The organism is Bacillus cereus ATCC 14579 (assembly GCF_000007825.1).
Taxonomy (GTDB): Bacteria; Bacillota; Bacilli; order Bacillales; family Bacillaceae_G; genus Bacillus_A; species Bacillus_A cereus.
In genome coordinates this window covers 4,468,549-4,493,932 of sequence record NC_004722.1, presented here as the reverse complement: position 1 = coordinate 4,493,932, position 25,384 = coordinate 4,468,549, and the positions used below count along the sequence as shown (strand labels likewise).

The window sequence follows — 25,384 nt, the reverse complement described above, 5'->3', positions numbered from 1 at the left end:
TTCTATGCCTTCGTATAAGGAATAGGGTGAGATATTATTTTTAATATTAAATGAGAATGATAATCAATAATGCTTATGTTACATAAAAGAATGCTAATTAAATAATAGGTAGAAGAGATTATTTTTTTTTTATGAATTGAGAATAATTATCATTTTCGGAAAAAGTGAAATGAAAGATAACCAAGGAGGAAACAAAAAAAATGAAAAAGGTTTCTGTATTACCCGCTTTTATTATAACGTTCGTATGTATGCTAGCTTTTCTTGTAATGCCATACGGGAATGCTTCAGCAAAACTAGCTGATGGTACTTACGATATTAATTACGTAATTCAAAAAGCGGAAAATGATTCAGCTTCAATGGCAAATGACTATTTTGAAAAGCCGGCAAAATTAATAGTGAAAAACGGTGAGATGAGAGTACAAGTTCCGATGAATCATAGTGCTTGGATTACAGAATTTAAAGCACCAGAGAACGGAAATTTTGTTGATGCGAAAGTTGTTAATAAAGATGAATCGGCAGATAAAAGAACAGTAGAGTTTAAAGTAGATGATTTATCCAAACCGGCAGCTGTAAAAATTCATGTTGTTGTACCAAGTGCAAACTATGACCACCACTACACAATTCGTTTTGCTTTTGATGCAAATGTAAAAGCTGTAGGTGGCGATAATGGCGTAGCTGCTACAACAAAAAATAATGATCAAGCGAAAACAGATACACAAGTAAAAGAAGAGAAAACAAAAGTAGAGAGTAAGGAAACAGCTAAAGAAGTGAATAAAGAAACAAAAAATGAAAATGGAAAAGCTGAAAAAACAGATAACCCAAAAACAGGCGATGAAGCACGTATTGGATTGTTTGCAGTGTTAATTCTTATTTCAGGTGCTTTCTTAATTCGTAAAGTGAAATTGAGTAAATAAATCTTTTGAAGGGTGATGAATATATGTTTAAACAATTTAAAATGATTATTGCCGTATTTGCTGTTTTATTTACATTTATCGCAACACTAGGTTTACAAGATGCAAAGGCTGCTACAAAACTAGCTGATGGAAAATATAATATTGCTTTTACTGTATGGAAAGGCGATAAAGATGAATCGTCTAGAATGAATAGTTATTTTGAAAGCCCAGCAACATTAACAGTTAAAAATGGAAAACAATATGTTTCATTTAAAGTGAAAGATAGTGCTTCTATTAAAAGTTTCCAAGTAGAAAAAGATGGTCAATTTGTAGAAACAACCGTGTTAAGTGAAAATAAAAAAGATAATACTAGAGTTGTAGAATTTGAAGTTGCTGACTTGTCAAAAAAACTAAATGGCAAGGTGAAAATTAATATTCCAATTATTAATTATAATGCTTCGTATGATATTCGCTTTGTATTTGATGGGAACAGTATTAAATAATTTTCAAAAGGGAGAGTCGTTCCATTGAACAGGTATACAAAAATTATTGTTGCTATGTTTTTAATGATATTTACATTCGTATCAACATTACAACCACTTGCAGTTCAAGCAGCTACCAAGTTGGCTGACGGTGAATATTCAATTGGCTTCAAAGTTTTAAAAGATACATCAGATGAAGAATCGATGATGAATCAATATTCAGTAAGTCCGGGAACTTTAAAAGTGAAGGATGGGAAAAAGAAAGTATCCTTTACATTAACAAATAGTTCATGGATTACGAAATTTGAAACAGAAAAAGCAGGTAAGCTAGTTGCGACAAATGTAATTAGTGAAGATAAAGAAAAAGATACAAGAGTAGTAGAATTTGATGTAGAAGATGTAGAGAAGGTATTAAATGCAAAAGTAAAAGTAGATATTGATTTTTTAAATTATCATCATGAGTACGACGTTCGTATTGCATTTGATCAAAATAGCATTACACCAATTCATGTAGAAAAACCAAATGAAAAAGAGGACCCAGCTAATAAGCCAGATCCAAATGAAACTACCGATCCAGGTCAGAAGCCCGACCAAAAGCCTGACCCAGATCAACAACCAAATTCTAACACAATTACAGATGGTGCGTACAGCATTCCATTTAAAGTGTTAAAAGATCAAACAGATGAAGAATCTAAGATGAATAGTTACATGGTAAATCCAGGAGTATTAAAAGTAGAAAACGGTAAGAAAAAAGCAATTGTAACACTAAAAAGTAGCTCATTAATTAAAAATTTCCAAACGGAAAAAGATGGCGCATTTGTTGATGCAAAAGTAGTGAGTGAGGATAAGGAAAAAGATACAAGAGTAGTAGAGTTTGAAGTAAACGATTTATCTAAAAAACTAAATACAAAAGTATTTATCGAAATGGCATCAAGAAATTATAAGCAAATGCATGATGTACAACTTTTATTTGAACAAGATAAACTTGAACAAATTAAAAATGAAGAGAAAAAACCAGAAGTAGAAAAACCGGAAGCAGAAAAACCGGAAGCAGAAAAACCAGATGAAAATAAAAAACCAGATGCTGAAACAATTAAAGATGGTGAATACAGCATCAATTTCAAAGCATTAAAAGATCAAACAGACGAAATTTCAATGATGAACACATATACAAAAAGTCCAGGTGTGCTAAAAGTAAAAGATGGTAAGAAGTATGTATCATTTACGTTAACGAACAGTTCTTGGATTACAAAATTTGAATTTGAGAAAAATGGTTCGTTTGTTGATGCACATGTAATAAGTGAAGATAAAAAAGCTGATACACGCGTAGTGGAAGTAGAAGTATCAGATTTATCAAAAAAGTTAAATGCAAAAGTAAAAGTAGATATCGATTCAATGAATTATCACCATTTTTACGATATTCAATTTGCATTTGATAAAGGTAGCATTAAGCCGTTAGATAGCCAAGGCGGAAACAACAACCAAGGCGGAAACGACAACCAAGGTGGAAACAACAACCAAGGTGGAAACAACAACCAAGGTGGAAATGATAACCAAGATAATAACACAACAATTGATCCAAAAGCTCTTAAAGATGGTGAATACAGAATTGGCTTTAAAGTGTTAAAAGATCAAACAGATGAAATCTCAATGATGAACACATACACAAAAAGCCCAGGTGTATTAAAAGTAAAAGATGGTAAGAAATACGTATCGTTTACATTAACAAATAGTACATGGATTACGAAATTTGAATTTGAGAAAAATGGTTCTTTCGTTAATGCAAAAGTGTTAAGTGAAAATAAAGAACAAAATACAAGAGTAGTAGAAGTAGAAGTAAACGATTTGTCTAAAAAATTAAATGCAAAAGTAAAAGTAGATATTGATTCAATGAATTATCACCATTTTTATGATGTTCAATTTGTATTTGATCAAGACAGTATTAAAGCCTTAGGGAACCAAGGCGGAAACGACAACCAAGGCGGAAACAACAACCAAGGCGGAAACGACAACCAAGACGGAAACAACAACCAAGGCGGAAACAACAACCAAGGTGGAAACAACAACCAAGGTGGAAATAATAACCCGAAAGTAATAGTTGATCCGAAAAATTTAGTAGATGGCCAATATGATATTACATTTAAAGTATTAAAAGATAAAACAGATGAGATTTCAAAGATGAATGACTATGTTGTAAATCCAGCGAAATTAATCGTAAAAGATGGTAAAAAATATATTGAGATGACGCTGAAAAATAGTGCGTGGATTACGAAATTCCAAACGGAAAACAATGAACTATTCGCTGATGCGAAAGTAGTAAGCGAAGATAAAAATGTAAATACGCGAGTAGTACAGTTTGAAGTAGAAGATCTATTTAAAAAATTAAACGCAAAAGTAAAGGTAGACATCGATGAGATGAACTACCATCATTTCTACGATGTGCAAATTCAATTTGATACAAATAATATCGGCGCGTTAGGAACTCTTAAAGAGGAACCGAAAAATGAACCGAAAAATGAACCGAAAAATGAACCGAAAAATCCAGTGACTACACCGAAAGTAGATAATGTAAAAACAGTAGGTACTCCTGATTTTAACCGAAATGCAGATGGTCAGAAGAAAAAAGAAGATACAAAAAATGATTCGAAAAAAGAGAAAAACTCAAAAACTGCAGATACAGCACAACTTGGTTTATATATGGTGTTACTGCTAGGTTCACTTGCTTTACTAGTTTGTAAATATAGAGCAGGTAGATTGTAATTTTTGGAGTCTTGATGCATATTCGCGTGCATCAAGACTTGTTTCATATTGTATGGAAAGGAGTGGTGATTGAGAGTGAAGAAAATTGCAAGTGTACTAATGGCTATCATTTTGTTAATGAGTATAGCTGGGTGCTCATCACCAAAAAAAGAAACAGCAAAGCAGGTAAAGAGTGAGAGTAAAGAGCGCGTTGTTGCAACAACAGTGGCTGTTACTGAAATTATGGATGCGTTAGAAGTAGATTTAGTTGGCGTTTCAACAAGCTCTAAAACTTTACCGAAGCGATATAAAGGTTTACCTGAAGTTGGGAATCCAATGAGTCCAGATATGGAAAAGGTAAAGTCATTAAAGCCTTCAGAAGTGTTATCTGTGACAACACTTGAATATGAATTAAAGCCAGTTTTTGATGGTGTGGGTATGAAAGCAAACTTTTTAGATTTAACGAGTTTGAAAAATATGCAAAGTTCTATTAGCCATTTAGGTAAGAAATATGGGCGTGAAAAACAGGCCGAAGCAGTAGTAACTAAATTAGATAAAAAGGTTGCTAGCATTCAAAAAGAAGTAAAAGGAAAGAAAGAACCGACAGTACTTATTTTATTAGGTGTGCCGGGAAGTTATTTAGTAGCAACAGAGCATTCTTATATTGGAGATTTAGTGAAACAACTAGGTGGTAAAAATATTGTGCAAGGTGAACAAGTAGAATATTTAGCTTCTAATACAGAGTATTTAAAGAAAGCTGATCCAGATATTATTTTACGAGCAGCTCATGGTATGCCTGATGAAGTTGTAAAAATGTTTGATAAAGAATTTAAAACAAATGATATTTGGAAACACTTTGCTGCGGTTAAAAATAACCGTGTTTACGATTTAGAAGAGCGTTTATTTGGAACGACAGGCAATTTAGCAGCAATTGAAGCGTTAGATGAATTGAAAAAAATGATGTATCCGTGATGCATTTTAATATAAAGGAAGAGTAGAATGAATAAAAAAACTTGGAGTTTCCTCATTGTTACTGCATTGCTTATTGTTATGACATCATTGTCAGCGATGAAAGGGAGTTTAGAAGTAGGTATTGTTGAACTTGTACAAGGGATATTTACAGGTGGAAATGAAGATGTTGCAGTCATTAAAGATTTACGTTTCCCGCGTATTATTATTGCGTTGTTCACTGGAGCGGCTCTCGCTGTTTCAGGTGTGCTTTTTCAAGCTGTTATGAAAAATCCACTCGCCGATGCTGGGGTAATCGGTATATCTTCAGGAGCAAGTTTTATGACACTCGTTATTATTACGTTGTTCCCGCAATTCTTTTTCTGGACACCCGTATTCGCCTTTTTAGGTGGTGCGCTTGCATGTTATCTCGTTTATTCGTTTTCATGGAAATCAGGATTAAGCCCGCTTCGCATTATTTTAATTGGTATTGCCATTAATGCAATGTTTACTGGATTAAATGAATCATTCGTTACGATTTGTGGGTATTTTATTAAGAGTATTAAGCAAACGACGACTTCTAACATAACAATGAAGACGTGGGGCGATGTAGAAATAATGGTGACTTATGGAACGATTGGTCTTATTCTTGCTCTGTTCGTAGGAGCTTGGTGTAACTTATTATCGCTACAAGATAAGACTGCGAAAAACTTAGGCTTGCATGTGACGAGAGTTCGTCTTATTATTTCTGCCATTGCAGTACTCTTAGCGGCAGTATCAACAGCGATTGCAGGTGTTATTGCTTTTGTAGGATTACTAGTTCCGCATATTTCAAGACAATTAGTCGGTTCAGACCATAAAGTATTAATTCCATTTTCTGCGCTTGCAGGGGCGTTATTAATTTTGACGGCAGATACAATTGGAAGGTTAATTGTGCCACCTAACGAAATTCCAGCAGCAACAATTATGGCGGTTATTGGTGGTCCATTCTTAATATTTTTGCTTAGAAAGAGTGATAAAGTTCATGGAAATTAAAAATGTAACCTTTTCATACGATAACGTAACAAATCGTTTAAAGTCTGTTAGTAGTGAAATAGAAATTGGGAAAATTACAACAATCATTGGACCGAATGGATGTGGGAAATCAACATTACTTAGTGTCATGTCTAGAAACCACGCTCCTAGCAGTGGAGAAGTAATACTTGATGGGAAAGCGATTGGTGAATATAAACCGAAAGAGTTTGCTAGAAAGCTAGCAGTTGTCCATCAACAAAATGAGGCTCCAGCAGATATTACAGTGGAAAAGCTAATAAGCTTCGGGCGTATGCCATATAAAAATATATTCTCTCCGCAAACAGATGAAGATAGAGAAGCGATTGAGCGTGCACTAGTATGTACGAATTTACAAAGTAAGCGTGATAAGCCAATTTATGCTTTATCTGGTGGAGAGAGGCAGCGAGTTTGGATCGCGATGACATTAGCTCAAAATACACCAATGCTCTTCTTAGATGAGCCGACCACATATTTAGATATTTACTATCAGTTAGAAATATTAGAGTTAGTGAAAGAGTTAAATGAAGTGCATGGACTAACGATTGTAATGGTATTACATGATATTAATCAAGCCATTCGTTATAGCGACCATATTATCGTTATGAAAGATGGAGAAATTATTACGAAAGGTATTCCTAATGATGTAATAACAGAAGAAATGGTTAAAGCAATATATGGTGTAGATGTCATTGTAAAGCAGGATGAAGATACCGGATTGTACATGGTACCTATGGGAATCTAAAGGCTGAGCATAATCCGTTTTGAGGTGATAATTTGAATAGTAAGAAAGGACGGAAAAAGAATTCTTTTTTTCAACGCATACTTACAATTGTGTTTTTAGGAATCTTTTTCTATTCAATGTATGAGTTGGGCGGGATTTTCATGGATTATTATGAAAATCGTAAAGTAATGGCTGAGGCACAACATATTTATAAAAGAAGTCCAATGGAAGAAAAATCAGAAAATGGAGAGGTACGTAAACAGTTTCAGGATCTCCAGAAAATTAATCCAGAGATAGTCGGATGGATTACGATGGATGATACACAAATTAATTATCCAATCGTTCAAGCAAAAGATAATGATTACTATTTATTTCGTAATTATAAAGGTGAAGATATGAGAGCGGGAAGCATTTTTATGGACCATCGTAATGATGTGAAATCTCAAAATCGAAATACGATTTTATATGGCCATCGTATGAAAGATGGTTCTATGTTTGGTAGTTTAAAAAAAATGTTGGATGAAGACTTTTTTATGTCTCATCGTAAATTATATTACGATACATTATTTGAAGGATACGACGTTGAAGTTTTTTCAGTATACACGACAACAACGGACTTTTATTACATTGAAACGGATTTTGGAAATGATGCAGCATATGCATCGTTCTTAAAGGAAATTCAAGAAAAATCACTGTACAAAACGGATACGGAATTGACGGCTAATGATGAAATCGTAACACTTTCTACTTGTGATTATGCTCTTGATCCAGAGGCTGGAAGGCTAGTTGTACACGCAAAATTAGTAAAAAGAAATTAAAGAAAAAAGTATAGAATATGAGAAGTGATAGATAACGCTTCTCATATTCTATACTTTAAAAAAGGACTGTTCTTACTGTGCTGCAGCCATTGGCATACGTACAACTTTTACATCATAGTAAGCAATTTTATTATCAAGAATATATTCTGGCATTCCGCCTTGATGTGAGTGAGCATCTTTAAATGCAGCGCTCTTTGTCCAACCTTGGAAATCTTCTTTTGCATTCCAGCGAGTGCTAATTGTTACTTCATCATAATCAACTGTATTTTGTGTTAAAAGAACTTCTAGACCTAAAAAGCCTGGCATCGTTTCAACTTTACCTACTTTATTAAAACGCTCAATTAATTTATGCCCATTTCCCTTTGTAATTTTAGCTGTATTTGTAACAATAATCATGTTTATTCCTCCTATAAATGTAGCTATATTTTCAAGAACTCATATACATCAAATGATAATGAAAATCATTATCATTGTCAATGGTAAATGTGAAATATATAAGTTTTTTTCTATTATTTTGGACAGTGAGATTTTCATTTCAAAACATAGTAAATATGTGGCGGTTAAGTGCGAGAATGAGCTAGTTGTACTAGCAAAGCAATAATATGGTATAGTGAAACGAGGCTGTTTTTTCAGTCTCGTTTTTCAAATGCTTCCTGTAGAGAAAGCATGCAAATGGAAAGGAAGTTATTATATGCGATTAGAAGTAACTGTAAAAATAAAACCGAAATTTATAAAAGAAATTAAAAGTGGATATCCGCTTATTTTAAAAGATGCGATTCAAAATTTAAATGATGTTCGTGAAGAAGGAACAATCATCAAAGTAGTAGATGAGAAGAACAACTTTGTCGGAAAAGGTTATTATGGAAAGCAAAATAAAGGATACGGCTGGATTTTAACGAGAAAAGAGAGTGAACAAATTAATCAATCTTTCTTTGAAAGTAAAATCAAATCTGCCCTACATAAACGAAAGCAATTTTATAAATCAAGTGATACGACAGCATTCCGTGTGGTGAATGGTGAAGGTGATGGTCTTGGAGGACTAATTATCGATTATTATGATGGCTACTACGTAGTAAGTTGGTATAGTGAAGGGATTTACACTTTCAGAGATGAGATTATAGCCGCTCTTCAAAAAGTAGCAAACTTTAAAGGTATTTATGAGAAAAAGCGTTTTGATACGAAAGGGAAATATATTGAGGGTGATGATTTCGTAGCAGGAGAGCGCGGCGAGTTCCCACTTATCGTAAAAGAGAACGGTGTGAACTTTGCGGTTTATTTAAATGATGGGGCAATGGTTGGTGTATTTTTAGATCAACGTAACGTTCGAAAACAAATTCGTGATAAATATGCAAAGGGAAGAACAGTGTTAAATATGTTCTCTTATACAGGTGCTTTCTCTGTATTTGCAGCGCTTGGCGGAGCAAGTAAAACGACGAGTGTTGACCTTGCAAATCGTAGTTTAAGTAAAACGATTGAGCAGTTTAGTGTAAATGAAGTTGATTATGAAGCACAAGATATTATTGTAGAAGATGTATTTCTTTACTTCAAATATGCAGCTAAGAAAAAGATGAAATTTGATATGGTCGTACTTGATCCTCCAAGCTTCGCCCGCTCAAAAAAATATACATTTAGTGCAGCAAAAGATTATAAAAATTTATTAAAAGAAACAATTGCTATTACAGAAAATAACGGTATTATCGTTGCTTCTACAAATTGTAGCGCATTCGATATGAAAAAGTTTAAAGGCTTTATCGATACAGCCTTTAAAGAAATGAATGGAAAATATAAAATATTAGAAGAACATTCTTTACCAGAAGATTTCCGTACCATTGATCAATTTAAAGAAGGAGACTACTTAAAAGTAGTTTTCATCGAGAAAATTAAAGGTTAATAAAGAAAAGGAGCTCGAGTTTACTTGAGCTCCTTTTCTTATTGAACGATATTTTGTACTCTACCGACTTGTCCGTCCTGCAATCGCACTTTAATGCCATGCGGATGGGAAGGGGAGTTTGTTAAAATATCTTTTACAATTCCACGTGTTAATTTGCCTGTTCGTTGATCTTGTTTTAATACAATATCAACTTCAAGACCGGGCGCGATATTAGAACGTTTTTGTCCGTTCATTTACACACCTGTACGTCTACGTTGGTTGTTTGTTTTCTTTGTTTGTTGGTTTTGTAATTTTTTCGTTTCTTGGCTTTGATTTTTTGCATTTTGACCATTTCCATTTCCTTGCTTTTTCTTAGCAAGTTGTTCGCGCATTAAATCAGCTAAGCTTACTTTTTTGTTTTCTGACATGATAAGTCTCCTTTATATAAAGTTAATTATGAACAATCGTAGTGAATTTCATCATATCATTGTTAAGGAAGGAAGGGAAGTTGGTTTGAAAATTCATATAATTGTTTCCAGTCTGTAGTAGTTACGATACAATTGGATTGTTAACGTTTGTAAAAAGGGGATAGACATATGTCACATCATATTTTATTAGTTGAAGATGATATCTCAATTCAAGAGATGGTGGAAAAGTATTTAATAAAAGAGGGTTTTCAAGTAACAATTGCGTCTGATGGAGAGGAAGGCGTGAACACATATTTAAAAGGTTCATTTGATTTGATTATCCTTGACATTATGATGCCAAAGCTAGATGGCTTAGAAGTTGTACGAATCATTCGAGAAAAAAGTGCTGTTCCGATTTTAATGATGTCGGCAAAAGATACAGATGTTGATAAAGCTGTTGGATTAGGACTTGGAGCAGATGATTACATTTGTAAGCCGTTTTCTATGATTGAATTAGCTGCACGTGTAAAAGCGGGTATTCGGAGGTCTACGAAATATTCGGCTACAGAAACAACAGAAAAGATGATTCAAATTGGTGATTTAACAATTGATCCAATTAATTTTACAGTTGAAAAAAACGGGAAGTCTCTCAAACTTACTTTAAAAGAATTTGAGATTTTAAAGCTATTCGTAAAGAACCAAAATCGTGTATTTACGAAAGCGCAAATATATACATTAGTTTGGAATGAAGAGTATTACGGTGACGATAACGTTATTAATGTTCATATGAGAAGATTGCGTGAGAAAATCGAAAGTGATCCATCTAATCCAGAATATATTAAAACGTTATGGGGCATCGGCTATAAGTTGGAAGTGATGTAATATGGTCAATTTGTTAATAGGTATTATTTTTATATTGTTATGTGTTATTTATATGCAATATAGAATGAGAAAAAATAGTAGTGAAAATTTACGATACACATATGAAAAGTTAGAAAGTATTGTAAATGACAAAACAGGCGAGACGTTACTCGTTATGACAGATGATCTAGAATTGCAAAAATTATTAGTGGCAATTAATCAATTATTAGATGCAAAACAGAAAACGAATGCAGATCATGCAAAAGTAGAAATTTCGATGAGAAAAATGCTTTCAAATATTTCGCATGACTTGAAAACACCACTAACAGTTATTCTTGGATATACAGAAATGTTAAATAAGGATAAAACGATAAATAAAGAAGAACAACAAATATTACTTGAAAAAGTGCATACGAAAACACTAGAAGTGATGGAGTTAATTCATAAGTTTTTTGACTTGGCAAAATTAGAATCTGGTGACAAAGCAATTGAAATGACAAAAGTAAATATGAATGAAGTTTGCCGCGAGAAGATTTTATCATTTTATGATTTAGTGACGACGAAAGGTTTTCAGGTTCATATTGATATACCAGAAAGAAATATATACGCACTTGGAAATGTAGAAGTATTAGGTAGGGTATTGAATAATTTAATATCAAATGCAATTACATATGGAGACGATGGAAAGGCACTTGGTATGACGTTAAGAGATGATGACACGGGCGTGTATATAGATGTATGGGATAAAGGAAAAGGGATTGATGAATCTCATATTGATAAAGTGTTTGAGCGTATGTACACACTTGAAGATTCAAGAAATAGATTGTACCAAGGAAGTGGTCTCGGATTAACGATTACGAAACGGCTTGTGGAAGCGATGGACGGGAAAATCCATCTTTCTAGTAAACCGTATGAAAAAACAATTTTTACAATTGTATTAACAAAGATACAGTTTTAGCTTGTAGAGCAGTAGATTCTACAAGCTTTTTTTCAGCGTAAGGAATTTGTAAGAAACGGGTAAGAAAAAAGAGATTTCCGTTGTCTATTATAGAAATATAGAGTATTGCGAAAGGGGAAAGTAACATGACATATATATTAAAAACAAATCAGTTAACGAAAGTGTTTAAAGGGAAAGAAGTTATTTCCGGTGTTAACATGCATGTGAAAAAAGGAGAAATTTACGGTTTTTTAGGACCAAACGGTGCTGGTAAAACAACGATTATGAAAATGATTACAAATTTAATAAAACCGACGAGCGGTGAGATTGAAATTTTCGGTGAGAAGTTAACAGATACATCTTATGAAGTATTAAAGAGAATGGGGACGATTATTGAATATCCAATCTTTTATGATAAATTAACGGCGAAAGAAAACTTAGAATTACATTGTGAATATATGGGCTATTACGATAAAAATGAAATTGACCATGCTTTACATTTAGTGAAGCTGCAAGGTATAGATAATAAAAAAGTAAAAGATTTTTCATTAGGAATGAAACAACGACTCGGTATTGCAAGGGCAATCGTAACAAAGCCAGAATTACTCATTTTAGATGAACCCATTAACGGTTTAGATCCAATTGGTATTAAAGAATTAAGAGACTTATTTAAAATGCTCTGCAAAGAATATGGCATTACATTATTAGTTTCTAGCCATATTTTAGGTGAGATGGAATTAATGGCGGATACAATTGGTGTCATTCAAAATGGAAAACTAATAAAAGAAGTTTCAATGAAGAGTATTAACGGAAAACAAACAGAGTATATTGAAATCACTGTTCCTGATGTGAAACGTGCAACTTATATTTTAGAAGATAAACTTGGTATAAAAAACTACAAAATAATGAGTGGAAACATGATTCGGGTTTATGATACGTTAGCGTCTCAGCAGGCCATTTCAAAAGCACTTATTATGAACGATGTGGAAATTGAAAGTATTAATAAGAAACATAGTTCCTTAGAAGAATATTTCTTAAATGTAATGGATGGAGAAGGTATTCATGCTTAATGGACTGTGGCTGAACCTGGTAAGTGGATTTATCGTAATGCTAATAAGTGGAATTTTATATTATAGAAAACCAGGGCGGAAATGGTTGTTCAGTGTACTAGTGATAGGAATGTTAAGCTTCGTTACTGCTGGAATTAGAATGTTAGTAGCATAGAGACAGGTATATAAAGAATGGAGGCGTAATTTATATGTTTAAATTAATGAAGCTCGAATGGAAGAAACATAAATTATCTAGTTACTTTAAAGGGGTAGCAATTTGTATTATAGCAATTTTCGCTGCAGTAAGCCTTATGGCGTGGGGATCTAAGGTAGAGGATGATTTGATGTTCTCTAGCTATATGGAATACATGTCTTTAGCAAATATTCTTATTAGAATTACATTTATTATTTTTGCATCGGTTATTTTATCACGCTTAGTGATTGATGAATACAAGAACAAAACAATACAGCTACTATTTATGTATCCACTGCAAAGGAAAATGCTAATGAGTGCGAAATTAACAATTGTTTTTTGTTTTTGTTTTGTGAGCACGATTATCGCTACTTTCATTATTAGTTTGCTCATATTCTGTATGAATCCAATAATGGGACTACTTGAAACGCCTGTTACGATGGGGGAAATAATAGCTATCGTTCCAGCTACTATTATAAGTGCATTTATGATATCTGGTATTAGTTTAATTCCTTTATTTTTTGGAATGAGAAAGAAATCAACACCGACAACGATTACTTCTGCAGTAATAATTGGGATGATGATGAACAGTAACGTTGGTCCTGGAAATGGTCAAGTAAGTATGTTTGATTTTATAGCTATCCCAATCGTGCTCTGTTTATTAGGAATTTTCATTAGCTATCTATCGTTTCGTAAAATTGACAAGATAGATGTGGCGTGAAGCAAGCTTAAAACAAAAACGAACTGGGGTATGAATAGTGAAAAAAATGATAGTAATTGCAATATTATTCATTACAATTGCTAGTGTAGTTTTTGGTATTAAGGTATTTCAGGGGAAAGATTTTAAGAAAGAAAAGTCTTTTGATATAAATAATATAAAAGCAATAGAAGTAGACAATGAAAATTGGAATCTTGAGTTTAAAAGTACAGACGCTAATAAAATAGTAATTTCTGCTCAAGGTGAACAAGCAGATAAAGAGATAGATCCTGTCAAAATAGAAAATGACGAAAATAAAATTGTGATTAAGCAAAAACAAAAGGTGAACAGATTTTTTTATGGTTTTACGTTTAGAAAGAAAAATAGTATATGTATAGCTATTCCGAAGAAAGAGATAGATAAAATTGTATTAAATAATAAATCGGGTGATGTGAAAATAAACGATATAGTAGTAAAAAGCATCGTGATAAAAGGCAAATCTGGAGATGGAATGATTACAGGACTATCGGCAGAGAAGGGTGAATTTACATCCGAAAGAGGAGATTTAATGTTAAAAGATAGTTCATTACAAGAATTAAATATAAAGTCTACGACTGGTGATAACTATATCACAAATGTAAGTAACTCAAATATGAACATCACTTCAACATCTGGGGAAGTATTGCTGAAAGATATGATAGAAGGAAAATCATTATTTATAGAAACAAAATCAGGGGATATTGGCGTACGGTATAAAGGTGTCCCGGCATCATTGAAGCTTATGGCTAAAAGTAATTCGGCTGACGTAATAGTAGATTTAAAAGGACTTAAGAAAGATAAAAGTACAGAAAAAATAAAAGTAGGAACGATTGGTGATGCAAAAAATGAAGCGAAGATTTTAAGTGAAACAGGAGTCATTTATATTGATTAAATCTTAGGAGGAAGGAGGACACTATCATGCTACATTTAATGAAGCTAGAATTGAAAAAGTTTAAGCTTGGTTGGTACGTGAAGAGAGCAATTATTGCAAATATTGTTATACTGGCATTAATGATCTTTGTGAGCATCATTGCTCAAGTAGAAGGTGATGCAGAAATAAGGAATCCAGAGACGATATTGTTAATGGCTAGCACAATAGTAAGAGCAACGTTTATTGTTTTTGGTAGTGTATTAATCGCAAGGCTAATAATTGGTGAATATAAAAATAAAACAATACTACTTATGTTTTCTTACCCTATTAATCGGAAGAAAATGATGGCTAGTAAGTTGGCTATTACAGCGATAGTAACATTTATAACAGTTATTGTATCTAACATTTTAGTAGTAGGAGTTTTCTTTGGTATAGATAGCTATTTTTCAATTCTTCCTAATTCATTTACAGTAGATCAATTGATGCAAGAAGGAATAAAACTAGTTCCTTTAGCCATTGCAACTGCGGGGATGAGTTTAATCCCATTATATTTCGGAATGCGTAAACGCTCCGTGCCAACTACAATTGTTTCATCTCTTATCGTTGTCACAATTGCAATGAATGGCAACCCAGAGTTTTCTACAGCAACTTTTCTTCCCCTTCAACTAGCACTCGCAGCAATTGGAGTTGTGATTGCGTATTACGGCATTAAAAATATAGAGAAGGAAGATATAGCAGTATGATAAGAATACGTAAAAGGAGTTGGTGTTATACTAACTCCTTTTTTGTATATGTATGCTTCGTTACTACTCTGTAAATTTGGAGTGTTTGCTTAAATACGCTTGTACTTCTGGAGAAATATTAAAGTTATTAGGACTTTTATATTCGATAGTAAACTCTCCGTCTTTATTTGTTTCAAAGGCGATTGCATAGCTATTCATTTTAGCATCGTAAGAAGTGTTTTTGACCTCTGCATCTAGATTAAAATATTTTGTAATATACTCTTTTGATTCCGTAATTGCTGTTTGTTTTCCCCAAGGGGTACCATAATAGGTGAAATAAAGAGATACACTAATAACTCCAATAATAGAAGTTAGTAAAATAGTTCCCATAGCTATTTTTTTATTTTTTGTATTCAATTTGGTTACCCCTCTTCGTAATATGTATTCATTTTAACCTATATATTCCATGAAACAACCATTTAGAAAAAATAGTTTCACATGAAACAAGTTACAGAAAAAGACAAGATGTGTAAACACCTTGTCTTTTTTGTCGTTACATTTTAGGAGCTTCCATTCCAGCCGCAGCCCATTCTTCTTTTGCGGGGCCATATACGCCAGGAACTGTTAAGCCGGCTTGTCGCATTAAAACCGTCATTTGCCCGCGGTGATGATTTTGATGATTAATAAGTGTCATTAAAAATATAGAATTCGGCATAGGGCGACCAAAGAAGTCATTAATAGTTGCTAAATCTTTATTAGTCCATTTACTTTGAAGTGCTTCAACAAAAGCCGCATTCACTTTACGGTACTCATCTGCAATTGTTTTTGCAGAAGTTGGGACAGGATAATCTTTCGTTTCTCCTTCAAACTTTAGCCCTGTGCCAGATAGTATAACAGGAATTGCCGTCACGATATGCCAAGCGACTCTTCCTAACGTCCAATGTCCAGGTGCAATTTCTTGTGATAAAGATGCATCGGTTAATGAATCAAGCATTTTCTGAGTAGACTCTGCTTCGTATGTCCATGATTGCAAGAAGCCTTCAATTGTTTGGTACATTATTGTTATCCCCCTCTACTTATGTTCATAGATTAAGTTTGAGAAGAAATGACAAGTTCCCTTTATGTTTTAATAATGGTATTTAAAATTTTATATATAAATTTTATGATACTATTGAGTGTATATAGAATTATATTAATTCAGGGGGATATTATGAAAAGATTGATTTTAGGAATCATAATTTTATTTTTAATGGTAGGATGTAGCAATGAAACCTATAAAAAAGCAATGGATCAAGGGAAATTGGCGTTAGCGAGTAAAGAATATGACACGGCAGTAGCATCATTTGAGCTAGCATTAGAAGAGAAAAAGGATGATAAAGAAGCAAAGGTATTAAAAGACCAAACTACTAAGATGATAAGTTCGATAAAAGAGAAATCGAGTGGAAATATAGAACAAGCAATAGGTTTGTTTCAAGAAGTAGAAAAGATGAAAGATGGTTCCGCAATCCTTCAAAGTCAAGCGAAAGAACAAAAAGATTCGCTCATAGAGCATAAAGAGTTAAAAGGTCAATATATAGGTCAATTGGAAAAGGCAGAGAAGTTAAAGAATGATAAAAAGTATGAAGAGGCTAAAGGGATAGTAAATAAAATTGTTAAAGATACTGGCCAAAATCAACAATTTATTTCGGAAAATCAACGGGCCGAAGAGCTGAATAAGCAAATAGATGGCTTACTAACTCAACAAGCAGAAGTTAAGAAAAAAGAGGAAGAGTTAAAAAATGAAAAGAAAAAAGAGGCTGATATTGGAAAGTTAAAGGGGTCTTGGATGTCATCAGAAAGTACAGACAGGCCAGTTGGGTTGGAAATAGAATCTATTAATAGTGAGAAAACAGGCGGAGAATTTATGGAACATAATATTTTTGGGAAAGGGACTACTATAGGAGACTTTCGAATATTAAGTGTGGACCAAGGGATTATTTCCATAGAGCTTGTATTTTTAATGGGAGAAAGAAAACAGAAGGTTGATTTGAAACTTGAGGAGAGCACATTAACTGTACATCATGAGTTTATGGGAGGGACTAAATCTGTAAAATTAGTGAGATCAGAGTAATTTATCCCGCTATTCACCTGCAGTAAAATTCCCACCTCAAGATTCGGCTGGAGCAAAGAAGTTAGGTGGGAGATCCACTGCTCATAAAAGCCCAATTGGTTTGGGTTAATAATCAGTGGGGATGAAGAACCCCCCACTAATTAAAGTTTCACTTTATTTAGTATATAAAAAGGAGGCTTCTAACAAGAAGCCTCCTTTTTAATTAACTTTCTTCCCACTCTTCCTCATCAACCATAAGAAATAAGGTGCTCCAAGTACAGCGACGACAAGACCAGAAGGAATTTCTTTCGGATATGCGATTGTTCGGCCGAGTAAGTCAGCAATGGAAAGAAGAATTGCTCCAAACAGTGCTGAGCAAACGAATAGTCTTTGATGGTTCATACCAACAACAATTCTTGCTAAGTGAGGTGCGACAAGGCCTAAAAAGGCAATTGTACCGACAGCAGCGATATTTACTGACGCAAGTAGTGTCGCTAGCACAATTAGAGCAAGACGTGTTTTATTTACTGGTTGCCCAAGTCCAGTTGCTAAATCGTCTCCCAGTACGAGAACGTCAAGTTGTTTTATTAAGAAAAAGATAATGAATACAAGAATTAGAGATGGAGATAGAATGATATTTTCTAAGTGATTCCACCCTCTTGCATACGTACTGCCAGATAACCATGTTAAAGCAGCGGCAACATTCAAATTGGCTCTAACGATAAAGATTTGAATAATTGCTGAGCCAAGCGCAGAAATACCAATCCCTATTAAAGCGAGAGCTGTTGGACTAAATCCTGATTTCCAAGAGAAGAAGAGGACAATTCCAACTGCAAGTAGTCCGCCAATAAATGCACCAATTGGTAGGAAGAAACCAGGAAGTGCAGGAAAGACATACATAATCGTTAAAGCGCCGACACCAGCTCCCGATGAAATACCAATAATAGAAGGATCGGCAAGTGGGTTTCGTAATATACTTTGGAAAACAAGCCCACTTATTGCAAGGCATGCGCCAGCAATAGCAGCAACGAGCATTCTTGGTAAACGAAGATTCATCATCATATTTTTGTCAAATTGTGTTAATTGACCTGATATAACATTAGTAATGCTTTCGATATAAGCGTTACTACCGATTGTAACACCAAGAGCAATCGTCACAATACAAAGTGTGATAGATATAATGATTACCTTTTTATAAGAGTAATAGCGGGAACTAGCTCCAGCTGCATTCGCACCGTTATCATTCATATATTGTTTCGATTTCATCATTCGATACACTAAGTAAATAAGCCAAGGAGATCCAATCATTGCTGTGACTGCCCCAACAGGAAGTTCTGCACCGGTTGGATCTATTAATCTACCGACAACATCTGCTCCAAGCAATAATACTGCCCCCCATAAGAAAGAAGAGAGAAGAAGAGTAAAGTGTTGACGGTATCCGATAAGGCGCATTAAATGAGGTGCAACTAAGCCGACAAAGCCAATTGGTCCAACAACAGTAACAATTACTGCTGTTAAAAAGATTGCAGCAATGAAGGCGATAAGACGTGTTACTGCTGTTTTTTCACCAAGAGAAATAGCAACATCATCACCAAGTAAGAGAATGTTGAGTTTACGAGACATAAATAGTAAAACTAGGAAAGAAATAATGATAAATGGAAAAGGCAAATTGAACGCCATCCCAGTTATTTTGAATAAGAGAGCCAGCTCCCCATAAAAATAAACCAGCTGTTTCATTTTCATAGAAAAGCTGCATCGTTCCGGTAAAGGCAGAGAGCATTAATGTAACGACCATACCAGCTAATGCCATTCTAAGTGGGGTTCCCTTTTTTCCACCAGAAATACGGTATACAAATAAAGCAGTAATAGCACCACCGATAAATGTGAACAGAAGAGAATTAATTTGTAAATCTTTCGGTAAGAAAATTGTAGCCGCTACTAGAAAGAGATATGCGCCAGAGTGAATACCCATTGTACTGGATTCAGCAAGTGGATTTTTCGTTAACGTTTGTAAAATAACCCCTGATGCAGCAAGAGCGCCTCCAGCTAAAATGGCAATTACAGCTCTAGGTAATCGAAGCATAATTAAAGTTTGATGTTCTAGTGATTGGTTCGGTGAGATAAGAGCATCAATAATCATACTATAGGAAATGTTTGCTTGACCTTGTCCGATATGAATAAAGAAAAGGAGGAGCAAGAGAGCTGCTCCTCCTCCGAATACAAGACTTGCTCGAAGTGTATGTTGTAAGCTATTCATTGTGTAATCACTTCTTCGCTGTCATTACATCTGCTACTTGTGTTGCTAAAGATGTTGCAGACTCAGGACCACCGAAAATCCAAGTGTCGCCTTTTAATTTATACATTTTGTTTTCTTTTTTGAACTTTAATTCTTCCCAAGCAGGGTTGCCTTTTAGTTGCGTGTCAAAAATGTTATCTTCATCCGCTACAATGTAAATGAAGTTTGAATCTTGTACACTTTGTAATGATTCTACAGTTGTTTGTTTAAAACCATCTGGCTCAGATTTTCCTGCTTCAAAAGTATTTGTTAGACCTAATTTTTTTGTAACTTGTAAAGCTAAAGAATTGTCAGTTAAGATACGGAATGTTGGTACGTTTTTAGCAGTAAATGCTTGTGCCATTGCGATGTTTTTATCTTTTAAGTCTGCTTTCTCAATTTTTGCTTTTGCATCAGCGAATGCTTTATCCATATCAGCTAATACTTTTTTACCTTCTTCTTCTTTTCCAACTGCTTTTGCAATTTGTTTAAATGTTTCTGTCATTTCAGCAAAGTGATCGTTATTGCTTGTTGATGGATCAAACATAACTGTTGGTGCAATTTGCTCTAATTCATTTTTAATTGCTTTACCACGGAATGAAGCTGTAATAATTAAGTCTGGTTTTAAACGGCTAATTTCTTCTAAGTTTGGTTGTTGACGTGTCCCTACATCTACAACATCTTTACTCGGTTTTGTTTTTGTATTTACCCATTTATTATAATTCTTAATGTCTGCCATCCCTACTGGCTGAACACCAAGTGCTAATAAGTCTTCAGAATATACCCACTCAAGTACAACTACTTTTTTTGCTGGTTTATCTAACTTCGTTTCCCCTTCAGCGTGTTTAATTGTTATAGCTTGATTTTTATTGTCCGCTTTTGTTTCTTTTTTCTCCTCTTTTTGCTGTCCGCATCCAACAGCGAATAGAAGAACTACTATGAAAATACTGAGAATTTTCTTCATCTTTTGCCCCCAAATTAAGTGTTTTTTGTAACTAGTACCATAAGTGAAAATGGTTATCAATTACAACACCCAAATCATACTATGAGGATATTTTAAGTGTCAATATATTTTTAAAATTTTGACGAAAAATAACGAACTATACGGATTTTTATATATTATAGTCGCTATTTATGAAGAATAAGCCTCTTTACTAAAAATATTGGCGAATGTGGAAAGTTTAAATGGGAAAGTGGCTGTGTACGATAGTGTAATGTGTATTGTTAATAGTCTGTGGAGATAAGGCGAAAGTACAAGCAAAAGGAGAGTGAATCGCATGTAATAATTACTAGAATGTATGGAGGAAATCTGTGTTTTATCCCCAACTAGGCAAAGTATTTCTTTGTTATTTAGATAGGTGTTTTTTAAGTCGGTGATTGCGCTAAAAAGATCGAATGTAAAGGAAGTGATCAACATGTCTTCATGGAGCAATAACGTAAATGGATATTGTGGGTGTAATAATCAAAATGGTGTACATGTTGATTCATGCTGTTTTAGTTGCGATGGGACAGTTCCTAAGGTTGGTCCAACCGGTCCGACGGGAGCAACAGGTGGCACAGGCCCAACGGGAGCAACAGGAGCAACAGGTGGCACAGGCCCAATGGGGGCGACAGGAGTAACAGGCGACACAGGTCCAACGGGAGCGACAGGAATAACAGGAGCAACAGGCCCAACGGGAGCGACAGGAATAACAGGGGCAACGGGTCCAACAGGAGCGACAGGCCCAACAGGAGCGACAGGTTCAACAGGGGCAACGGGAGCGACGGGTTCAACAGGAGTGACAGGCCCAACGGGAGCAACAGGCTCAACAGGTCCAACGGGAACGACGGGTTCAACCGGTCCGACAGGAGCAACAGGAGCGACGGGCTCAACGGGTTCAACCGGGGCTACAGGTACAAGTATCACGGCGACATATGCATTTGCAAATAATACGTCGGGAACAGCGATATCGGTAGTTCTTGGTGGAACGAATGTCCCGCTTCCAAATAATCAAAACATCGGTCCAGGAATTACTGTTTCTGGTGGAAACACAGTATTTACGGTTGCAAATGCTGGTAATTATTATATTTCATATACAATTAATATAACGGCTTCATTATTAGTCAGTTCACGGATTACAATTAATGGAGGGGCACTTGCTGGGACAATAAATTCTCCTGCGGTAGCAACCACATCATTTAGTGCAACAATTATTACAACTCTTGCAGCAGGAGATGCTATTAGCTTGCAATTATTTGGTTTGTTAGCTGTTGCGACATTATCAACAACTACCCCAGGAGCGGTATTAACAATTATAAGATTAAGTTAATGACAAACTCTCTTACTCTTTTAAGATTAAGAGAGTTTCTACATATAATAAGAAGTTAATGAAGTAAAGCATAGTTATATAAAAGTCAGAATATTATGATTGTAACGCTATGGTGACTATAATATAATGAAAATAACCATCATGAATGAACATTCATTTATTTTTTATGTATTTGAAGGGGGAATGAAGGTGGAAAAACCATGGTTGAAAAGTTATCCAGAGGAAATTCCGAGTACGGTTTCTTATGATATTCAGCCGCTTCATAGATATGTAGAACAGATGGCTTCTCGCTACCCATAAAAGAAAGCGCTTCACTTTTTAGGGAAGGATATTACGTTTTCGGACTTCCATGATAAGGTGAAGCGGTTTGCAAATTATCTTCAAAAGCTCGGTGTGGAAAAGGGTGATCGAGTTGCTATTATGTTGCCGAATTGTCCGCAAGCTGTAATTGGTTATTACGGTACATTACTTGCGGGAGGTATCGTAGTACAAACCAATCCACTGTATACAGAAAGGGAATTAGAATATCAGCTTCATGACTCGGGAGCAAAAGTAATTCTTTGTCTCGATTTAGTGTTTCCAAGAGTAACGAATGTTCAATCTGCTACAAAAATTGAGCATATTATCGTAACTCGTATTGCAGACTTTTTACCATTCCCTAAAAATCTATTGTATCCATTTGTGCAGAAAAAACAGTCGAATTTAGTTGTGAAAGTATCAGAGAGTGAAACGATTCATCTTTGGAATTCAGTAGAAAAAGAAGTGAATACGAATGTTGAGGTGCCTTGTGATCCTGAAAATGATCTAGCTCTTTTACAGTACACAGGAGGAACAACCGGATTTCCGAAAGGAGTTATGTTAACGCATAAAAACCTCGTCTCTAACACGTTAATGGGAGTTCAATGGTTATATAATTGCAAAGAAGGAGAAGAAGTCGTTCTTGGGGTTCTTCCATTTTTCCATGTTTATGGTATGACAGCTGTTATGAATTTAAGTATTATGCAAGGATACAAAATGGTCCTTATTCCAAAGTTTGATATGAAAATGGTTTTTGAAGCGATTAAGAAGCATAAAGTGACATTGTTTCCAGGGGCACCAACTATTTATATCGCTCTTTTAAATAGTCCGCTTTTAAAAGAATACGATATTTCTTCTATTCGTGCTTGTATTAGTGGATCAGCACCACTGCCAGTAGAAGTACAGGAAAAGTTCGAAAAAGTTACAGGTGGTAAACTAGTAGAGGGATATGGTTTAACAGAATCCTCTCCGGTTACACATAGTAATTTTTTATGGGAAAAGCGAGTGCCAGGTAGCATCGGAGTTCCGTGGCCAGATACAGAAGCAATCATTATGTCGCTTGAAACTGGTGAGGCATTACCGCCAGGAGAAATAGGTGAAATTGTAGTGAAAGGCCCTCAAATTATGAAAGGATATTGGAATAAGCCAGAGGAAACAGCGGCTGTATTGCAAGATGGCTGGCTCCATACAGGTGATGTTGGCTACATGGATGAAGATGGATTCTTCTATGTAAAAGATCGCAAGAAAGATATGATTGTCGCGAGTGGATTTAATGTGTATCCTCGTGAAGTTGAAGAAGTATTATATGAGCATGAAAAAGTGCAAGAAGTAGTGACAATTGGAGTTCCAGATCCGTACCGAGGAGAGACGGTTAAAGCATTTGTTGTGTTAAAAGAAGGTACGGAGTGCTCTGAGGAAGAATTAAATCAGTTTGCACGTAAATATTTAGCGGCTTATAAAGTGCCGAAAGTATATGAGTTTAGAGATGAATTGCCAAAAACGACAGTAGGGAAAATTTTACGCCGTGTTCTAATAGATGAAGAGAAGAGAAAGAATGAGGATGAGCAAACGGGCTAAGGCCCTTTCTTTTTGAAAAAATAGGATTGACACTTTTCTAAATAGTCAGTATTATAAGAATATGAATGACTATTCATTCAGTCATCTTCTTGAAGGGGACAGTAAAGTGAAGAAAAATAGACCGAAATACAATCAAATTATTGATGCGGCAGTCATTGTGATTGCGGAGAATGGGTACCACCAAGCGCAAGTTTCTAAAATCGCAAAGCAAGCTGGGGTAGCTGATGGCACGATTTATTTATATTTTAAAAATAAAGAAGATATATTAATATCCTTATTCCAAGAGAAGATGGGAGAATTTGTCGAAACAATTCGTCAAAAAACAGCAGGAATTGAAAGCGCTGTATCGAAGTTATTCATGTTGGTAGAAACGCACTTCTTGCTGTTGTCGCAAAATGATCCGCTTGCTATCGTTACGCAATTAGAGCTAAGGCAGTCCAATCAAGACTTGCGCCTTAAAATAAATGAAGTATTAAAAGGCTACTTACAAGTTATGGATGAGATTTTAGAGACTGGTATAAAACAAGGTGAATTTCAAGCAGATTTAAATGTTCGCGTGGCAAGACAAATGATCTTTGGAACAGTAGATGAAGTTGTGACCAATTGGGTAATGAGCGATCATAAGTATGATCTGGTCGCACTTTCAAAAACGGTACACGGGCTACTTATTGCAGCTTGTGGTTATCGTCAATAATGGGAGGGATCATGTTGAAATTCCTATCTGTAAGAGTTGAAGATCATATCGCGGTGGCGACGTTAAATAACGCACCAGCGAATGCGATGTCTTCACAAGTTATGCATGACGTTACTGAATTAATTGATCAAGTGGAAAAGGATGATAACATTCGTGTTGTTGTTATTCACGGTGAAGGACGTTTCTTCTCAGCAGGAGCAGATATTAAAGAATTTACATCTGTTACTGAAGCGAAGCAAGCAACAGAATTAGCACAGCTTGGACAAGTTACGTTTGAGCGTGTTGAAAAATGTTCAAAACCAGTTATTGCGGCAATTCATGGAGCGGCAATGGGCGGCGGCCTTGAGTTTGTTATGTCTTGCCACATGCGCTTTGCAACTGAAAGTGCAAAACTTGGTTTACCTGAATTAACACTTGGATTAATTCCTGGCTTTGCAGGTACACAGCGCTTACCACGTTATGTTGGGAAAGCGAAAGCTTGTGAAATGATGTTAACAAGTACACCAATTACTGGTGCAGAAGCATTAAAGTGGGGACTTGTTAACGGATTGTTCTCTGAAGAATCTCTTTTAGATGATACGCTTAAAGTTGCAAAACAAATTGCTGGAAAAAGTCCAGCAACAACTCGTGCTGTACTAGAGTTATTGCAAACGACAAAATCGTCTCATTACTATGAAGGTGTACAACGTGAATCACAAATTTTTGGTGAAGTATTTACGAGTGAAGATGGAAGAGAAGGTGTAGCCGCATTTTTAGAAAAGCGTAAACCTTCATTTAGTGGCAGGTAGTTCAATTATTTTTTTAATATAAATTAACAGAAAATTAAAATTGATAGAATCTTT

The 25,384-nt window shown here is 34.9% G+C and carries 25 protein-coding genes and 2 pseudogenes; 20 read left to right on the top strand and 7 right to left on the bottom strand.

Features of this window, described 5'->3' with window-relative positions; genetic code table 11:
• The first annotated feature begins 200 nt into the window (after nucleotides 1-200).
• From isdC to srtB, 7 genes are all read left to right on the top strand, one after another.
• Nucleotides 201-914, top strand: a complete 714-nt coding sequence (gene isdC, locus BC_RS22705) for a heme uptake protein IsdC (protein ID WP_000757944.1) — start codon at nucleotides 201-203, stop codon at nucleotides 912-914.
• Nucleotides 915-937: 23 nt separating this feature from the next.
• On the top strand, nucleotides 938-1,396 hold the full coding sequence (locus BC_RS22700; protein ID WP_000476164.1) for an NEAT domain-containing protein: 459 nt from the start codon (nucleotides 938-940) through the stop codon (nucleotides 1,394-1,396).
• Between the two features lie 24 nt (nucleotides 1,397-1,420).
• A complete protein-coding gene (locus tag BC_RS22695) occupies nucleotides 1,421-4,135 on the top strand; it encodes an NEAT domain-containing protein (protein WP_001083193.1) in 2,715 nt (904 codons plus the stop codon).
• Nucleotides 4,136-4,204: 69 nt separating this feature from the next.
• Entirely contained in the window at nucleotides 4,205-5,086 is an 882-nt protein-coding gene (gene isdE / locus BC_RS22690) for a heme ABC transporter substrate-binding protein IsdE (RefSeq protein ID WP_164928337.1), read from the top strand.
• 27 nt (nucleotides 5,087-5,113) lie between these two features.
• Nucleotides 5,114-6,097, top strand: coding sequence for a FecCD family ABC transporter permease (locus tag BC_RS22685; RefSeq protein WP_001036831.1), 984 nt, complete (start codon nucleotides 5,114-5,116; stop codon nucleotides 6,095-6,097).
• Complete coding sequence (locus BC_RS22680; RefSeq protein WP_000403758.1) at nucleotides 6,087-6,857, top strand: ABC transporter ATP-binding protein; 771 nt, start codon at nucleotides 6,087-6,089, stop codon at nucleotides 6,855-6,857. The genes BC_RS22685 and BC_RS22680 overlap by 11 nt, the downstream gene beginning before the upstream one ends.
• A 32-nt stretch (nucleotides 6,858-6,889) precedes the next feature.
• Nucleotides 6,890-7,654: a class B sortase gene (gene srtB, locus BC_RS22675; RefSeq protein WP_001086126.1), complete on the top strand. Its 765-nt coding sequence runs from the start codon at nucleotides 6,890-6,892 to the stop codon at nucleotides 7,652-7,654.
• Nucleotides 7,655-7,726: 72 nt separating this feature from the next.
• Here the strand turns inward: srtB and isdG are convergent, their stop codons facing one another.
• Nucleotides 7,727-8,050: a heme oxygenase gene (isdG, locus tag BC_RS22670; RefSeq protein WP_000587818.1), complete on the bottom strand. Its 324-nt coding sequence runs from the start codon at nucleotides 8,048-8,050 to the stop codon at nucleotides 7,727-7,729.
• A 295-nt stretch (nucleotides 8,051-8,345) separates the two neighbouring features.
• Between isdG and BC_RS22665 the strand changes: the two genes are divergently transcribed.
• Nucleotides 8,346-9,545: a class I SAM-dependent rRNA methyltransferase gene (locus tag BC_RS22665; RefSeq protein WP_001235507.1), complete on the top strand. Its 1,200-nt coding sequence runs from the start codon at nucleotides 8,346-8,348 to the stop codon at nucleotides 9,543-9,545.
• A gap of 38 nt (nucleotides 9,546-9,583) precedes the next feature.
• Here BC_RS22665 and BC_RS22660 read toward each other — a convergent pair whose 3' ends face one another.
• Nucleotides 9,584-9,778 (bottom strand): YwbE family protein, encoded by a 195-nt coding sequence (locus tag BC_RS22660; RefSeq protein ID WP_001014310.1) that lies wholly within the window; start codon nucleotides 9,776-9,778, stop codon nucleotides 9,584-9,586.
• Nucleotides 9,779-9,952: a hypothetical protein gene (locus BC_RS27770; protein ID WP_001293578.1), complete on the bottom strand. Its 174-nt coding sequence runs from the start codon at nucleotides 9,950-9,952 to the stop codon at nucleotides 9,779-9,781.
• A 168-nt stretch (nucleotides 9,953-10,120) separates the two neighbouring features.
• Here BC_RS27770 and BC_RS22655 point away from each other — a divergent pair, with 168 nt between their 5' ends.
• The 7 genes from BC_RS22655 (at nucleotide 10,121) to BC_RS22630 (ending at nucleotide 15,321) form a co-directional block, all read left to right on the top strand.
• A complete protein-coding gene (locus BC_RS22655) occupies nucleotides 10,121-10,813 on the top strand; it encodes a response regulator transcription factor (protein WP_000018035.1) in 693 nt (230 codons plus the stop codon).
• 1 nt (nucleotide 10,814) lies between these two features.
• Nucleotides 10,815-11,750: a HAMP domain-containing histidine kinase gene (locus BC_RS22650; protein WP_000247675.1), complete on the top strand. Its 936-nt coding sequence runs from the start codon at nucleotides 10,815-10,817 to the stop codon at nucleotides 11,748-11,750.
• Nucleotides 11,751-11,875: 125 nt separating this feature from the next.
• Nucleotides 11,876-12,799: an ABC transporter ATP-binding protein gene (locus BC_RS22645; protein WP_000221070.1), complete on the top strand. Its 924-nt coding sequence runs from the start codon at nucleotides 11,876-11,878 to the stop codon at nucleotides 12,797-12,799.
• Entirely contained in the window at nucleotides 12,792-12,953 is a 162-nt protein-coding gene (locus BC_RS27765; RefSeq protein ID WP_000931816.1) for a hypothetical protein, read from the top strand. Before BC_RS22645 ends, BC_RS27765 begins: the two co-directional genes overlap by 8 nt.
• Nucleotides 12,954-12,987: 34 nt before the next feature.
• Entirely contained in the window at nucleotides 12,988-13,692 is a 705-nt protein-coding gene (locus tag BC_RS22640) for an ABC transporter permease (RefSeq protein ID WP_000475536.1), read from the top strand.
• 37 nt (nucleotides 13,693-13,729) lie between these two features.
• Nucleotides 13,730-14,599, top strand: a complete 870-nt coding sequence (locus BC_RS22635) for a DUF4097 family beta strand repeat-containing protein (RefSeq protein WP_000738281.1) — start codon at nucleotides 13,730-13,732, stop codon at nucleotides 14,597-14,599.
• 26 nt (nucleotides 14,600-14,625) lie between these two features.
• Nucleotides 14,626-15,321 carry an ABC transporter permease gene (locus BC_RS22630; protein WP_000902926.1) on the top strand — a complete coding sequence of 232 codons (696 nt, stop codon included), beginning with the start codon at nucleotides 14,626-14,628 and terminating at the stop codon, nucleotides 15,319-15,321.
• Between the two features lie 63 nt (nucleotides 15,322-15,384).
• Here BC_RS22630 and BC_RS22625 read toward each other — a convergent pair whose 3' ends face one another.
• Nucleotides 15,385-15,717: a hypothetical protein gene (locus BC_RS22625; protein ID WP_001093296.1), complete on the bottom strand. Its 333-nt coding sequence runs from the start codon at nucleotides 15,715-15,717 to the stop codon at nucleotides 15,385-15,387.
• Nucleotides 15,718-15,853: 136 nt separating this feature from the next.
• A complete protein-coding gene (locus tag BC_RS22620; protein ID WP_000284980.1) occupies nucleotides 15,854-16,357 on the bottom strand; it encodes a DinB family protein in 504 nt (167 codons plus the stop codon).
• A 153-nt stretch (nucleotides 16,358-16,510) separates the two neighbouring features.
• Here BC_RS22620 and BC_RS22615 point away from each other — a divergent pair, with 153 nt between their 5' ends.
• Nucleotides 16,511-17,410, top strand: a complete 900-nt coding sequence (locus tag BC_RS22615) for a hypothetical protein (RefSeq protein ID WP_000825576.1) — start codon at nucleotides 16,511-16,513, stop codon at nucleotides 17,408-17,410.
• 198 nt (nucleotides 17,411-17,608) lie between these two features.
• Here the strand turns inward: BC_RS22615 and fhuB are convergent.
• Both fhuB and BC_RS22605 read right to left on the bottom strand, forming a co-directional pair.
• Nucleotides 17,609-19,646, bottom strand: a pseudogene (fhuB, locus tag BC_RS22610) (Fe(3+)-hydroxamate ABC transporter permease FhuB).
• A 7-nt stretch (nucleotides 19,647-19,653) separates the two neighbouring features.
• On the bottom strand, nucleotides 19,654-20,628 hold the full coding sequence (locus BC_RS22605) for an ABC transporter substrate-binding protein (RefSeq protein WP_000722821.1): 975 nt from the start codon (nucleotides 20,626-20,628) through the stop codon (nucleotides 19,654-19,656).
• A 451-nt stretch (nucleotides 20,629-21,079) separates the two neighbouring features.
• On the opposite strand from BC_RS22605, the gene BC_RS22600 reads away from it, so the two are divergent.
• From BC_RS22600 to BC_RS22585, 4 genes and pseudogenes are all read left to right on the top strand, one after another.
• Complete coding sequence (locus tag BC_RS22600; RefSeq protein WP_002195845.1) at nucleotides 21,080-21,973, top strand: BclA C-terminal domain-containing protein; 894 nt, start codon at nucleotides 21,080-21,082, stop codon at nucleotides 21,971-21,973.
• 189 nt (nucleotides 21,974-22,162) lie between these two features.
• Nucleotides 22,163-23,848: pseudogene (locus BC_RS22595) on the top strand (long-chain-fatty-acid--CoA ligase).
• A gap of 106 nt (nucleotides 23,849-23,954) precedes the next feature.
• Nucleotides 23,955-24,542, top strand: a complete 588-nt coding sequence (locus BC_RS22590) for a TetR/AcrR family transcriptional regulator (RefSeq protein WP_000742223.1) — start codon at nucleotides 23,955-23,957, stop codon at nucleotides 24,540-24,542.
• Nucleotides 24,543-24,553: 11 nt separating this feature from the next.
• Nucleotides 24,554-25,330 (top strand): enoyl-CoA hydratase, encoded by a 777-nt coding sequence (locus BC_RS22585; RefSeq protein WP_011110402.1) that lies wholly within the window; start codon nucleotides 24,554-24,556, stop codon nucleotides 25,328-25,330.
• The last annotated feature ends 54 nt before the right edge of the window (nucleotides 25,331-25,384 follow it).

Coding starts and splice junctions, on each gene's coding strand:
- isdC (WP_000757944.1), top strand. CDS start 201: ATGAAAAAGGTTTCTGTATTACCCGCTTTTATTATAACGTTCGTATGT.
- BC_RS22700 (WP_000476164.1), top strand. CDS start 938: ATGTTTAAACAATTTAAAATGATTATTGCCGTATTTGCTGTTTTATTT.
- BC_RS22685 (WP_001036831.1), top strand. CDS start 5,114: ATGAATAAAAAAACTTGGAGTTTCCTCATTGTTACTGCATTGCTTATT.
- BC_RS22680 (WP_000403758.1), top strand. CDS start 6,087: ATGGAAATTAAAAATGTAACCTTTTCATACGATAACGTAACAAATCGT.
- isdG (WP_000587818.1), bottom strand. CDS start 8,050: ATGATTATTGTTACAAATACAGCTAAAATTACAAAGGGAAATGGGCAT.
- BC_RS22665 (WP_001235507.1), top strand. CDS start 8,346: ATGCGATTAGAAGTAACTGTAAAAATAAAACCGAAATTTATAAAAGAA.
- BC_RS22660 (WP_001014310.1), bottom strand. CDS start 9,778: ATGAACGGACAAAAACGTTCTAATATCGCGCCCGGTCTTGAAGTTGAT.
- BC_RS27770 (WP_001293578.1), bottom strand. CDS start 9,952: ATGTCAGAAAACAAAAAAGTAAGCTTAGCTGATTTAATGCGCGAACAA.
- BC_RS22655 (WP_000018035.1), top strand. CDS start 10,121: ATGTCACATCATATTTTATTAGTTGAAGATGATATCTCAATTCAAGAG.
- BC_RS22650 (WP_000247675.1), top strand. CDS start 10,815: ATGGTCAATTTGTTAATAGGTATTATTTTTATATTGTTATGTGTTATT.
- BC_RS22645 (WP_000221070.1), top strand. CDS start 11,876: ATGACATATATATTAAAAACAAATCAGTTAACGAAAGTGTTTAAAGGG.
- BC_RS27765 (WP_000931816.1), top strand. CDS start 12,792: ATGCTTAATGGACTGTGGCTGAACCTGGTAAGTGGATTTATCGTAATG.
- BC_RS22640 (WP_000475536.1), top strand. CDS start 12,988: ATGTTTAAATTAATGAAGCTCGAATGGAAGAAACATAAATTATCTAGT.
- BC_RS22630 (WP_000902926.1), top strand. CDS start 14,626: ATGCTACATTTAATGAAGCTAGAATTGAAAAAGTTTAAGCTTGGTTGG.
- BC_RS22620 (WP_000284980.1), bottom strand. CDS start 16,357: ATGTACCAAACAATTGAAGGCTTCTTGCAATCATGGACATACGAAGCA.
- BC_RS22615 (WP_000825576.1), top strand. CDS start 16,511: ATGAAAAGATTGATTTTAGGAATCATAATTTTATTTTTAATGGTAGGA.
- BC_RS22605 (WP_000722821.1), bottom strand. CDS start 20,628: ATGAAGAAAATTCTCAGTATTTTCATAGTAGTTCTTCTATTCGCTGTT.
- BC_RS22600 (WP_002195845.1), top strand. CDS start 21,080: ATGTCTTCATGGAGCAATAACGTAAATGGATATTGTGGGTGTAATAAT.
- BC_RS22585 (WP_011110402.1), top strand. CDS start 24,554: ATGTTGAAATTCCTATCTGTAAGAGTTGAAGATCATATCGCGGTGGCG.